Consider the following 13,442-nt stretch of genomic DNA (forward strand, 5'->3'; position numbering starts at 1 on the left):
TGCGGGAATAGCTCAGTTGGTAGAGCATAACCTTGCCAAGGTTAGGGTCGCGAGTTCGAGTCTCGTTTCCCGCTCGAAAGGATGCCCAGGTGGTGGAATGGTAGACACGTTGGACTTAAAATCCAATGGCCATTATGGCCGTGCGGGTTCAAGTCCCGCTCTGGGTACATTAGGTAACGGAGCAATGAATTTTTTAGTTGCTCCGTTTTTTGCGGGAATAGCTCAGTTGGTAGAGCATAACCTTGCCAAGGTTAGGGTCGCGAGTTCGAGTCTCGTTTCCCGCTCCAGGCCTCCGAATCTTCGGAGGCTTTTTTTTCTCCAATTTTATCGGTCCTGGATTAACTCTTTTCCCCGCATATTTCGACTATGCAAGGTTAACAGTGTTATTATTATGAATGCCCCTCCTCTTTTTTTCACCTCCTTATAGGTGGTTAAGAATATGTCAAGGTTGGTTTTTGTTTTTAAGAGTCTGTAATATAAGTGTTTGGTGTTTTGTGTCTTTTGTTGCAGACAATAGTTCATAATAATTATTTAAAAAACAAAATGATATAATTGCCAGCGATTATACCATAAAATAATAGTCATTTAGCGAGTTAGTCTGTTTGTAATTACTATTTAGTTAAGTGGTTGAAAAATAAGATAATAAACTCTTTCTTTTCGTGTATTTTTTAACCAATACCTTGTGTTTACTTTGTGAATGACTTAAATTTATATATCCTTATTAGGATTGAAAACTAAGTAACCTGTTCTTACCAAGGATTTTTATTAGCCTTGAATGAAAAACTCCTTTGCCGTCATTGACTGAATGATGATGGCACGAAGCTCAGAGGTGTAGTCCGCAATATGTGCCAGTAAAGGCAGTTTGTCTGCCTTTGGCTGCACCTTTAACTGTAGAATTATTGAAAGTGCATCAATTTCCGTTAAAACGGAAATGTAGAGTTCTTCCTGCTTTCTGGCCTAACCACAGTAAGTTGATAACGATTGCACCTATGTAGAACGAAAACTAAAACCTATTATGTTAATCCTGAAGCCAGTCTAATCATGTATTTAAGGGTCGAAAAACAGTAGTTTGGTGCTGTTAATAGATTGAATGACAGTCTCCCCCTTTCACTTCCAGACTGAACTCTTCAGTGTTTATTTCTTCTGTTTGATTACAAGGATAATTTCCTGACCAGGATAGCTATGTTAAATCAGAGAATAGCGATTCATGTCGGGAAGGTATTTTATGCTCTGGTAATTAAGCAGTACGTACATAATCCTAAATATTATGAAAAATAAGCTAACCCGCCTCATCGCAATTTCATTGTTCGCATTAGCTGTGATTTCCTGCAGCAGCCAGGAGGAAGATTTACTGAAACTGGAGAACGGACTATTCATTGAAGTGTCGCTTGAGGATGCGTTCAATAGTTTGGAGGTGTATCCTCCCAAAGCCGATTTTGATGCAGAAATTACGTTAGTTCGTTCCGATGGAGAAATAGTCGCCTTAAACTACCCTCTTTCCATGCGTTTTCAGGATGGGCGATATGTTTCCCGTTCTATCCCGGTAACTACTGCTGATTATCGATTAACGAAATTTACCGTTCACCGGATGGAGAAGGCACAATTAATCTCAGCCCCAAATTTTGCTGTTTCCTATCCGATTCATAGCACAACGGATTGCACTTTCAGCACTTCTTCCGTTGCCCGCACACTGTTGCATGTTAATTGTCTGAACCTTTCTTATCTCGAGACGAATACAGAAAGCAGCTCCGGCCAAGTTTATCAATCAGCTGAAGCTTCCGGGTTTTATTTGTTCATTAACCGGTGCAATGCGGGCAATCGTGAGAACTATCACGAAGTGCTCTCCTATGATGTAACTGCTTACAGTGCTGATGCCGATCAAAATCCAGTAGATGTTCTCCTAACTGGTGATAACCTGAATTCCCAGGGACAACCTGAACCCATCTACATTCCTCTTCCGGATGATTATACAAATGGTGTTATTCTCCAGGTTCAACCAATTGGTGAAGAGAATACCCTTCTGATTATTCCGGTAACCAAAACAGAAATAGACAAGTATGTAAATGGCGAAATTGACTATGTCCATCTTGAAGTTGGATGTGATTCGTGATATATAATTCCATGTTTTATGTGAAACTTAAATTCTACCGAAATGAGAAAAAATTTACTTTTCCGGGTATTGCTATTTGCAGTACCGTTTGCCATGCTCTTTTCTTGTACTAAGAAGGATGACATGAGTATTGACGAACCCCAAAAAGTTGATTTGGTTTTTCAGGCCAATTTGACCAAACCGATGCTGAAGGCAGCTAATCTGCCATACGATGAAATGTTGGCAGCTCTTGATTGCAGTTGGGCCGATTACGGAACGGTGCATGTTAGAATTGCAACTGAAGCTGAATTACCAGGTGGTGTTTTATCTGAAGGAGTGGAACCTCCGGGAACCGATTATTACCTTGGCTACACGCAAGTAGGAGATGGTATTGCTTCTGATTTGGTTCAGTTAACTCCAGGGAAGTATTATTTAACGCAGTTCGAAATAGTTGAGGATGATGGCGAAGGCGGATGGAATATTTTGCTTGCTACTCCAATGGCAAACTCAGCCTTTAAAGATTTTGTTACTGATGTTCTTCCTTTGGGATTTGATATCAATAACTATGAAAAGAACCGATTGGTACTCGATGTGCTGTGTTTCAACCAGCAAATTGCACCAGCATTCGGTTTCGAGTGGTTCGACTATAACATTGTCGAAGGTGATGAAATTTGTGTATTCATTAACTGTATCAATGAGTATGACCGGGATTTCTATCACCAGGTATTTGCTTCCGATATTTATGCATGGAAGACAGCTGACGGAGCGACTCCATTAGAAGACACACCTTATTGGGTCGTAGGGCCAAATTATGAGTTGACGACACCAGAAGGCGGAGACGGTAGCCAGATTGTTGGTGCTGTGACACCGATGTGTTTCCCATTGTATGACGTTCTCGAGGATATGCCGGAAGGTCTTCTGCTGCAGTTAAATCCTGTCTTTGGTAAAACAGCAGAAGGTGAATTGATTTATGGTGACAGTGTGATTGTGCATATTTCCCGCGACATCATTATGGAGTATCTTGGATTGACTGAATATGAAGGAATCGCTGAAGATTTGGGAGATGGTATTTCTGTAAAAGTTGAATTGACAGACGATCCACAAGCTGAAAATCCAAGATATATCCACATCATGTTGACTGATTGCCACAAACCGGCTTATTTTGAGTCGCACAGTAATGGCAGCGATGTAGCAGATATATACGCTTTAAGGTTTGTCGGAGGTGATGTGCTGATGACAAAAATCCTTGATTTTTCTCAAGTGGGACGCGATCCTCACATTGCCGTAGCACCGAACCGCCGTCAACTCTACGTAGTTGATTCAGACGTAAGCAATACTATTCTTGTATATGATCTGTATTCCATGAGTTCTCAAACCTTCGGTATCGGTGGTGATGTGCCGGAAAAAGTTACTCAGTTGGTATATATGAATGACACTCTGTTTGCTGCAGATATGAATACCGATGCCCTGACATTTTATGTTCTCGATCCGGATGGTCTTAACTATTCAGAGTACAATGAAATTGATTTAAGTACAGATGTTGATTTCTCAGGTGGCGATTTGATTGCAGTAAAGGATGATGCAGGTCATAGCACATTGTGGAGCTTCAGTAAAAACGGAGGTACTAGTTACGTGCATGAAATAGATCTTGCCACGGGAAGTGTAACCGAGTTGCAAAATGAAGTGAATCTGAATAATACATTCGGAGCAATGGTGTACGAAGGGGGAGATTTTATCATTACCGGCCATGGTGATGACGTTGGCCTGAAAGGATGGAATACTCCGTTCGATTTTGCTGACTCTTTCACTTCATATAACCCAATTCCTGACATTACATACACTTATGGTGATTTGGCTTCGCCGTTCATTTTGAACAGAGCTCGTCCCCAATAAGGATATAACCAAAGAATAACATCCTGCCTCTTGCAGCAGGGTGTTATTCCCTTTAAAATGATTGCCTGCTTTCGAACAAACATCAGGTTCAAAGGCAATAAGCTTCCCATTGGGGAAGAGATGAAATCGATGAACGAACCTGAAAATTTACGCTTATGAAAACAATAAATATTTTCAAGGCAGTCGCAATTCTGTTTTTTACGTTTGCAGCGCTTTCCTGTAACGATCTTTTCAATTGGGGAACCCGGGACTATTCCACACAGTTGGAAATAGGGGTCGCCAAAGGAGGTTCGGTACTGAAAGCGGCAGTGGATGAGCCCTATTATCTGGACAACTGTGAATTGGCAACGGCTGATGCGATACGCATTTCCATTGCAACGCAGGGAGGAGATCCTGTTGTAAATATGCAGGATAAAATCCTTCTGTTACATTCGGTCGGTGACGGAGTTGCTTCTGATCTCATCATGCTGCTTCCTGGGACATATGTTGTCACCAAATTCGAAGTACTTCAACTGGTGGATGATGGAGGTGGAGTTACTCATTATGAAACCATCATGGCCACTCCGGTGGAAGGTTCAGTCTTTTCCGGATACGTAAATACTCCGCTTAATTATGAGTTTGAAGTCGAGTTGTATCAGAAAAAGCGATTACTCATGGAAGTGCTTTGTTTCGAGCCGACTGATGTTGCCAGTTTTGGATTTGTCTGGACTGGAGTGAACGTAATTCTCGGTGACGAAATCTGTCTGTATGTGAGTCAGTGTACCAGTAACGGAACCGAAACCTGGGGACCTGCCGATTATTCAGCAACCTTCTATACGATGATTGATGAATCGACCGTAGGAGATATATATGCTTCATCCGGAAATTCGAGTGATGGATGGATTTGTTTCCCACTTTGGAGCGGTGCGACAGACTATGGAGTAGGAGTCCAAATTGTTTACGATGGCGATGTGGAAGCTGATTTCATTATTACTGCAGCAGAAGTGAATCAAATACTGCTGGAGCTGCAAAATGATCCGGTCAACGCGGGTGAAGGTTATTACGTGTATGAGATTCTCTGTCCGGTACCATAACGAACGCAGAGGCAATAAATGAGAGAAGCCTATGAAAAACAGAAGGATAAATAGCTTGATTTCAGCTGTTGCACTGCTGGTTCTGGTGTGGGCCTGTTCAAGAAGTGAAGTCTCTGATAGCAGCACGCCGAAAGTTGATATCACTTTTTTTGCGGAAAATTCGGGTCCAACCCTAAAAAATGGAAGCCTGGATTTGGATGCGATTCTTGCTAAGCTGGATTGTGATAATGTTCTGCTCGGCGAAGATGCTGCTGCGAACTACCGGTTGATGGTCCGGTTAACGGGGGCCAATGCCTTTGATAAAACTTACTTTCTGGCTTTTGACCCGGTGGGTGCTGGCGTCGCTTCGGAGCTGCTTCAACTGAATGCGGATGCAACATATTCTATTGAACGCTTTGCATTGGTGGAAAAAATCGATCTCAATGGCGATTGGACGGTCGAGAATACCCAAATGGTGATGGCCACCCCGGAGAACAATTCTGCCTTTATGGATTATGTTGCCGAAGCACTTCCTTTCGAGTTCACGGTTGGCAAGTACGAGAAGAATCGGATTGAAATTGATCTGCTTTGTTTTAATCAGCAAATAGCACCGGCATTTGGATTCGAGTGGTTTGATTATAACATTGTACAGGGCGATGAAGTATGTGTGTTCATTAACTGTATCAATGAGAATGATCCGGAACATTACCACCAGGTTTATCCTGCCGATTTGGCGGCATGGGTTCCTTTTGACCTCAATTCCGGTAATGCCTATTGGGATATTGGTCCCAATTACACGGTAGTGGACAATGCTATTACCGGTATTTATCCGGTCTGCTTCCCGTTGTATGCCCCGGCAATCGAAATGACAGATGGCCTGACGTTAGAAATCCGGCCCGCTTTCGGGGAATTAAACAACGGCGAAGTTATTTATTCGGACGTATTTACGGTAACTATTCCTCAATCAATCATTCTTGAATACCTGGGCTTGACATCCTATGTTGGCGCCCCCATTCTAATTGATGAAATTCGAGGGATCACCGTTAAAGTAGACTTGGCTCCGGATCCGAATGTTGATAATCCACGCTTTATTCATCTGGAATATTTGAATTGCCTGGAAGATCCGAATGATCCGGGAGGCAACTGCGAAACGGCTTTTGCCTATAATGAGACATACAGCAGCTGCTTCTTTGACTACAGTTACCTGATTTCTTCGAATCGTTGGGGGTGGACCAATGGACCACTTGTTTCGAGTAGTACCCCTTATGAGTTTACCATGCTGGCCGGCGCCGGAGGTGGACAAAATGAAGATCCTCCACAGTGCCATCCGGAGAGCGGTATTAGTGCGGGAACGACGACAGTAACTTACAACGGTTCCTTAGTTTCTATATCAATGAATATTTCATCTGATTTCGATTTAACGCAGGTTCACGTCTGGGTCGCTGAAGGGAATGCCGGAGATGATCCCGATCCACGTATTCCGCACTACCAGAAGAACAACGGCGATATTGTTTACACGTTGTCGCCGGGTAAATATACGGTTGTTGACGAAGGTCTTACTGAAAATACCTGGAATACTACGCTGGATGGATTTGGCGGCAGAGATATTTATGTCATCGTCCATGCAGTAGTTTGTCCTGCCTTACCCCAATAATCTATAAACTCAAGTTAACTACGCTTAAAGGGCACCGGAATGCAAGCTGGTGCCTTTTTTGCGTAAAACGGTCAGGCCGTCCCTGACGGGAAAAAGGTAAGTTTCCACCCGGGAATCATTTTTAACAAGGTCATTGAACCGGAGAATTCCCGCTGTTTGTTCGTCGCTGATTTCTTCATCGAGCACTTTCTGATCCCAGAGCGTGTTGTCGGCGATAATAATTCCGCCTTCCCGCACCAGCGGAACAATCATTTCATAATGCTCTGGGTACGACCGTTTGTCAGCATCCATGAAAATCAGGTCGAACGGTTCGTCAAATGTGGGCAGAATGGTGGATGCATCTCCAATGTGCTGCACAATCCGGTTCCGCATTCCGGCGAGGTCGAAATAATGTGCGGCAAAATCTTCCAACTCATCATTGATTTCGATGGTGTGTAATACTCCGTCAGACTGCAATCCTTTGGCCAAACAGAGTGCCGAATAGCCAGTGAATGTGCCTAGCTCGAGGATTCGCTTCGGTTCAATCAGTTTGCTCAGCAGCGTCAGGATAGAGCCTTGCAAATGGCCGGAACACATGCGAGCGTAAAGCTGCTTGGCATGTGTATCGCGGTTGAGTTGAGCCAAAACCGGGTCTTCCTCTTCAATGTGTTCCAGAATGTAATTTTCAAGATCGATTGAAAGACGCATAACTGGTTATTTAAAGATGAGTGTCGAAAGTTTTTCCCGGTCGAGAACCTCGTTTGCGATTTCCATCAGTTCGCTGGCGGTTACCTTTTCGATTTTGTTATTTACTTTTTCAAGGCTATCAACGCGGTTGTACAGCAAAAAGCTTTTTCCCAGGGTCAACATCAGGTCTTCACGGTTTTCCTGTGCCATGGCTAACTGACCAACCAATTGCTTTTTCGCTTTGCTCAATTGCAAGCTTCCCATTTCCTGGGTTTGCAGTTTTTTGATTTCCCGGTTAACGAGTTTAATAGCTCGATCGAGATTTTCCTTGTCGGTGCCGAAATAAATATTGATAATTCCGGTGTCCGTATATGCCGTGTAACTCGATTCCACATTGTAGGCCATTCCGTTTCGTTCACGAAGCGAAAGGTTGAGGCGCGAGTTCATCGATTGTCCGCCAAGAATATTATTCAGCAATATCATGGCTATGCGTTGCGGATGCTTGCTGTCAAAAGCCTCGTTTCCGACGATGCAGTGTGCCTGAAATGTGTCCTTGTGTACCAGACGTGTTTCCGGCTTGTACCCGATGAATTTTGTTCGTTGATGTTTTCTCGAATTTTCCGGAACATGAGAGAAATGGCGCTCGACCAGGTTTTGAAGTTTCTTTGGAGTAATTTTCCCAACCGAACAAATCACCATTTCGTCGGTATTGTAATTCTCCCGGATGAATTGTTTCACATCGTTCCGGTTAAATCGTTTGATGTTTTCGGGTGTTCCCAGAATATTTCTCCCGATAGGGTGACCGTCATACACCAGATCTTCAAATTCATCGAAAATTAGTTCCGAAGGACTGTCATTATACGAGTTAATCTCCTCGATGATGACCTCTTTCTCTTTCTTTAACTCCTTTTCGGGAAAAGTGCTGTCGATGAGAATATCGCTGAAAAGCTCAATGGTGCGGTTGTAATATTCATTCAGGAACGAAGCGTACAGCGCGGTTTCTTCCTTTGTAGTGTAGGCATTTAGCTCGCCGCCCACATCTTCCAGGCGACTGAGTATATGATAAGCTTTCCGTTTGCGGGTACCTTTAAAAATAGTGTGTTCAATAAAATGGGCCATTCCCTGTTCTTCCGGCTTTTCGTCCCGCGACCCGGTGTTAAAAATCACGCCACAATGGGCTACCGGCGAATCGACATACTGGTGAATCAGCCGGATACCGTTGGGCAATGTATATGTGAAGTAGTTCATATTCTCTCTTAATCAGGATGCAAAAGTATGGAAAATAATTATTTGTACCTTTTTATCCTGAAATAGTTCATCGCTCAGTTCAGCTATTTTCCGTGAATCAAATAACAGATTACGCTTTCATTCGTTTTTATTGAGAAATCGTTAATCATTTCCCCGGCAGATTATGGATGATAAAAAAAACTTACACAGGCTTTTGTTACTCATTTTTACACTTTTATTGCTGAATGGCCCCGTCTCAGCACAACATGTTGAAACATTCAGAGGTGTGGTACTTGATCATCAAACCAAAGCTCCACTCCCGGGTGCGACGGTCACCATTCGGGGAACAAGCCGTTTTTATACGACGTCATCCGATTTTAACGGGTGGTTCGAAATTGAAAATGTTCCGGTCGGACTTCACGATATTGTGATCGAACTAAAAGATTACAAGAACCTGCTTCTCCGAAATGTGGAAGTGGTTACCGGAAAAGAAGCATTCCGGGTGATAGAACTGGACCAAAAGGTAAGTGATAATAAGAAGGATATCGATATCCGGCCATATAAACCTGGAATTGCCAGGAATGCAACGACTACGGTCAGTGCCTTTTCGTTTAACAGGAAAAATGTCCAGGCTTTGGATAATGTAAACGAAGACCCGGCTCAAATGGTTGCTGAACTTCCGGCTTTCAAGCAAATAATGGAAGGTCGAAACGACCTGAGTGTTCGGGGAAATTCGCCAGCAGGATTGGTTTGGCAAATTGATGATATTCCGGTAGTAGCCCCTAATTTTAGTCACGAAATTGGATTGCCGGGAGGGACTTACCCGTTACTGCCCAATGCCGTGATGGGAAAATCGGAAGTTGATTATGGCCCGTCTCCGGCCGGACCGGTCGATGCTTTGGCGGGTAAGTTTAATCTTAAATTTCGGAATGGGAATCGTGTCGATCGTCGGTATTCCTTGGAAATGGGCTCGTACGGAGCGGCGATATCAGCAGAAGGCCCGATTAGCCGAAAGCCTTCATCTTCCTATTTGGTCTATTACCGGAATTCACTTCCGTCGGCGTTGGATGGAAGCGGAGTAGAGGCTGTGCCGGGAATATTTCCCGACAGGCAACAAGCAGCGGTCAAAGTAAATGTCCCGACTCGTTTCGCCGGAACATTTTCCATATTTGCTACCGGCGGAAAGAATAAGGTGGAAATGCTTCGGGGAACAAGTGCTCATCCTGAAAATTTTTACGTTTATGGAGGCACGCCAAATACCGACAAATACCTGGACGAGACGCTTTACACGGGTGGATTTTCTCATAATATTTATTTGAAACGGGGAATCAGTTCCGTCAAAACAACGGTCGGAATTTCAGGATATGAGCAAACTTCCCGGATGGAAATGTACCGTAGCCCCACGCTTCGTCAAGTTGACACCGGAAGCGATAACAAAGAGCAGGAACTGTTCTTCTCATCTCGCTTTCAGCATAAACCATCGGCCTCTAATTACATCGTTGCCGGAGTTTCAGCGCGAATCCATGAAGTGAATTTTTCCGACAGTACCCTGACGGGGAATGTCACGCAGGTTTACCCTAAAACCTATTATACGTTACTGAATGCAAATGAAAAAGGGTTAGTGCAGGTTCAGGCGGACGCCGGGTGGCAACACAAATTCGGTAACACAACAGCGGTTTATGTGGGTGTAAATGCCAATTATTTTACGTTTAATCAGACGGCATCTGTTGAACCACGTTTGAGCATCAGGCACGAGTATAATGACAAAACCATTGTTTCCATCGGTTACGGTCTTCAAAGTCAGCTGCAACCCATGTTTCTCTATTTCATGAAAACGAAAGCCGATCCTACCGGCACAGTCATAACAGAAGGTAACCGGAATCTTGGATCGACGCGTATGCATCAACTGGTGGGAGCTGTCGATAAAAATTTTCGTGGCGGTCTACGGCTTCATGCCGAAGTTTATTTTCAGCAATTGATGAAGGTACCGGTAGAACAACATGTGAGTAGCTATTCAATGATAAACTACGGGGCTGGTTTCAGGGATTATTCGATCTATCCGTTGGTAAATCTGGGAACTGGACAGAACCAAGGTTTGAATCTGCAACTCGATAAATACCTGTCACATGGATACTATTTCCGTCTGTCGGGTTCGCTGTACGACTCGAAATATAAGGCAAGTGACGGCACCACGAGAAATACAGCCTTCAATGGCAATTATAAATCAGATTTGGTGTTGGGTACGAAATTTTCCTTTGCGCCAAACGGGCTCTTAGATATTAGTTTGCATGCTATTTATTCGGGAGGTTCACCCTTGCCGGGAATTGACGATAACACCTCCGTTTTGGCGGGTTATACTGTTTATGATGAAGCATTACGATACGCCAATCGGGAACCTGCCTGGTTTAGGGTTGATGCTCATGTTAGCCTGAAATGGTCGATGCGTTGGTTAAGCCATGATTTATCGTTAAGTCTTCGTAACCTTACGGGGGAAAAGATTTTGCTGAGAAAATATTTCAACCCGGAATCAGGAGCTATTGAGCAGCAATATCAGTTGGGATTTGTGCCAACTATCTTGTATCGAGTTTATTTCTGATCGTTAGCTGAAAGCGGCGGTCACAGCGGGTTTAAAAATTTTTAAGTTGAAATTTGGCACATAGAAATTAATCGTTACTTTTGCACCGCGCTTAACAAAATTAAGGTGCCATAGCTCAGTTGGTAGAGCAACGGACTGAAAATCCGTGTGTCCCTGGTTCGATTCCAGGTGGCACCACCAGATGAAATACCGAAGCAGAGATGCTCCGGTATTTTTCTGAATGAGTCATAGTTGTTAGGGTTGGATAGTTATTTAGAAAGGTTTTATTTTAACGAGTTTATTGAAGAAATCGGTTAAGGCAAAAGTTTGGGATTTCTAAAAAATCTTTACTTTTGACGAACTGATAAACCAAATGAGTAGGTGCCATAGCTCAGTTGGTAGAGCAACGGACTGAAAATCCGTGTGTCCCTGGTTCAATTCCAGGTGGCACCACAAAGAGGGGAAGATGAAAATCTTTCCCTCTTTTGTTTTATTACTTTCTCAGTTAATTTTCTCCCCCATATATCGATTCTGAACGATTGTAAATAATTCTCTCAAATTACGTTTAATAAATCCTTAATTTGTTCATCAAGAATGTTCCACTGGTTTTATTCCTCGCTTGAAAATCATACTTTTGCGACGATTAAAGTCGTTAATTAAACAAGTAGAATTCAAGATGGCAAACGTTAAAAAAACCATGCTCATGATCCTCGATGGTTGGGGGATTGGTGACAAATCGAAAGGCGATGTAATTTTTAGTACTCCCACACCATTTATCGATGAGCTTTGGAATAATTATCCTCACAGCGAATTATTAACCTCAGGCGAAAATGTTGGTTTACCCGATGGTCAGATGGGAAACTCCGAAGTTGGACACCTCAATATTGGCGCCGGCCGTGTAGTATACCAGGATTTGGTGAAAATCAACAAAGCGGTTAAGGATAAATCCTTGTGGACCAATCCGGAATTGCTCAAAGCTTATGATTATGCCAAAGCCAATAACAAACAGGTTCACCTGATTGGTTTGATTGGTCCTGGTGGCGTTCACGCACTGAGCGATCACATGATTGCCCTGGCCGAGATTGCTACCGAAAAAGGATTGGAAAAAGTGTTTGTTCACGGTTTGACGGACGGGCGTGATACCGACCCGCGTTCCGGTTACGGATTTGTGGAAAGCGATTTGAAAGGCCTGGAAAAAACCAATGCCCGTTTTGCATCGTTGGTTGGCCGTTATTTTGGCATGGACCGTGATAAGAACTGGGAGCGCATCAAGTTGGCTTATGATCTGTTGGTGAAAGGCGAAGGCAAGAAGAGCAATGATATTTTGAAAGCCATTCAGGAATCATATGATGAAGGTGTAACCGACGAGTTTATCAAGCCGGTGGTGATGGTTGATGAAAATGGCGCGCCATTGGCAACCGTTCAGGAAGGCGATGTGGTTATATGTTTCAACTACCGGACTGACCGACTGCGTCAGTTGACGATGGCCTTCACACAGGAAGAGCATCCAGAGGCAGATTTGCATACTATGCCGGTTGAATGGTACACTATGACCAACTATAATGCCAGCTTCAAAGGTGTTCACGTGTTGTTTGATAAAGACAACGTGGCCAATACGATGGGAGAGGTTGTTGAGAAAGCAGGCTTAAAACAAATTCGTATTGCCGAAACGGAAAAGTATGCACATGTTACCTTCTTCTTTTCCGGTGGACGCGAACAGGAATTCGATGGAGAGAAGCGTATTCTGATTCCGTCACCGAAAGTTCCTACGTACGATATGCAGCCCGAAATGTCGGCTCCGAAAGTAAAAGATGCCATCGTGAAAGAGTTGAATGATAAGTCGGCTGACTTTGTTTGCCTCAATTTTGCCAATGGCGATATGGTAGGACATACCGGTGTTTATTCAGCCATTCAGACTGCGGTGAAAGCGGTCGATTCCTGCGTGAAGGAAGTGGTCGAAGCTGCTCGTGCCAATGATTATGATGTCGTAATTATTGCCGATCATGGTAATGCTGATAATGCACTGAACGACGACGGTAGCGAAAATACAGCTCACTCGCTTAATCCGGTTCCCTGCATTTGGGTAACCGAAAACAAGGACAAGAAGTTGACAAATGGTATTCTTGCCGATGTTGCTCCCACACTGTTAACCATTATGGGGGTTGATGTTCCGAAGGATATGACGGGAAAAGTTCTGATTGAGAACGCATAAATTATTCTTATTCCAAGAAATTATCGAACCGGGAGGATGATTCTTTCCCGGTTCTTTTTTTATTTTTGCCGACG

At 43.6% G+C, this 13,442-nt stretch carries 8 protein-coding genes and 5 tRNA genes; 11 read left to right on the plus strand and 2 right to left on the minus strand.

All coding sequences use genetic code 11. The annotated features are described in order from the left end of the window. The first annotated feature begins 1 nt into the window (after nucleotide 1). From T426_RS0105495 to T426_RS0105530, 7 genes are all read left to right on the plus strand, one after another. A tRNA-Gly gene (locus T426_RS0105495) sits at nucleotides 2-74 on the plus strand. A gap of 9 nt (nucleotides 75-83) precedes the next feature. Beyond that, nucleotides 84-167: transfer RNA gene (locus T426_RS0105500), tRNA-Leu, on the plus strand. 44 nt (nucleotides 168-211) lie between these two features. Further along, nucleotides 212-287: transfer RNA gene (locus tag T426_RS0105505), tRNA-Gly, on the plus strand. Between the two features lie 980 nt (nucleotides 288-1,267). After that, nucleotides 1,268-2,110 carry a hypothetical protein gene (locus tag T426_RS0105510; protein WP_025863187.1) on the plus strand — a complete coding sequence of 281 codons (843 nt, stop codon included), beginning with the start codon at nucleotides 1,268-1,270 and terminating at the stop codon, nucleotides 2,108-2,110. A 42-nt stretch (nucleotides 2,111-2,152) separates the two neighbouring features. Further along, a complete protein-coding gene (locus tag T426_RS0105515; protein ID WP_027585385.1) occupies nucleotides 2,153-3,982 on the plus strand; it encodes a lactonase family protein in 1,830 nt (609 codons plus the stop codon). Nucleotides 3,983-4,137: 155 nt separating this feature from the next. Continuing rightward, nucleotides 4,138-5,055, plus strand: a complete 918-nt coding sequence (locus T426_RS0105525) for a hypothetical protein (RefSeq protein WP_025863189.1) — start codon at nucleotides 4,138-4,140, stop codon at nucleotides 5,053-5,055. Between the two features lie 31 nt (nucleotides 5,056-5,086). Beyond that, nucleotides 5,087-6,688, plus strand: coding sequence for a hypothetical protein (locus tag T426_RS0105530; protein WP_027585386.1), 1,602 nt, complete (start codon nucleotides 5,087-5,089; stop codon nucleotides 6,686-6,688). 24 nt (nucleotides 6,689-6,712) lie between these two features. On the opposite strand, the gene T426_RS0105535 is transcribed toward T426_RS0105530, so the two are convergent. Together T426_RS0105535 and T426_RS0105540 are read right to left on the minus strand one after the other, a co-directional pair. Then, on the minus strand, nucleotides 6,713-7,375 hold the full coding sequence (locus T426_RS0105535) for an O-methyltransferase (protein ID WP_025863192.1): 663 nt from the start codon (nucleotides 7,373-7,375) through the stop codon (nucleotides 6,713-6,715). Between the two features lie 6 nt (nucleotides 7,376-7,381). Further along, entirely contained in the window at nucleotides 7,382-8,602 is a 1,221-nt protein-coding gene (locus tag T426_RS0105540; RefSeq protein ID WP_025863193.1) for a M16 family metallopeptidase, read from the minus strand. A gap of 265 nt (nucleotides 8,603-8,867) precedes the next feature. On the opposite strand from T426_RS0105540, the gene T426_RS0105545 reads away from it, so the two are divergent. The 4 genes from T426_RS0105545 (at nucleotide 8,868) to gpmI (ending at nucleotide 13,368) form a co-directional block, all read left to right on the plus strand. Further along, nucleotides 8,868-11,177: a TonB-dependent receptor gene (locus T426_RS0105545; protein ID WP_169737674.1), complete on the plus strand. Its 2,310-nt coding sequence runs from the start codon at nucleotides 8,868-8,870 to the stop codon at nucleotides 11,175-11,177. Between the two features lie 104 nt (nucleotides 11,178-11,281). Then, nucleotides 11,282-11,357 (plus strand) — tRNA-Phe (locus T426_RS0105550). Nucleotides 11,358-11,536: 179 nt separating this feature from the next. Then, nucleotides 11,537-11,609 (plus strand) — tRNA-Phe (locus tag T426_RS0105555). Between the two features lie 223 nt (nucleotides 11,610-11,832). Continuing rightward, on the plus strand, nucleotides 11,833-13,368 hold the full coding sequence (gene gpmI / locus T426_RS0105560) for a 2,3-bisphosphoglycerate-independent phosphoglycerate mutase (protein ID WP_025863197.1): 1,536 nt from the start codon (nucleotides 11,833-11,835) through the stop codon (nucleotides 13,366-13,368). Nucleotides 13,369-13,442: the final 74 nt, after the last annotated feature.

Source organism: Prolixibacter bellariivorans ATCC BAA-1284 (assembly GCF_000621705.1).
GTDB classification, from domain to species: domain Bacteria; phylum Bacteroidota; class Bacteroidia; order Bacteroidales; family Prolixibacteraceae; genus Prolixibacter; species Prolixibacter bellariivorans.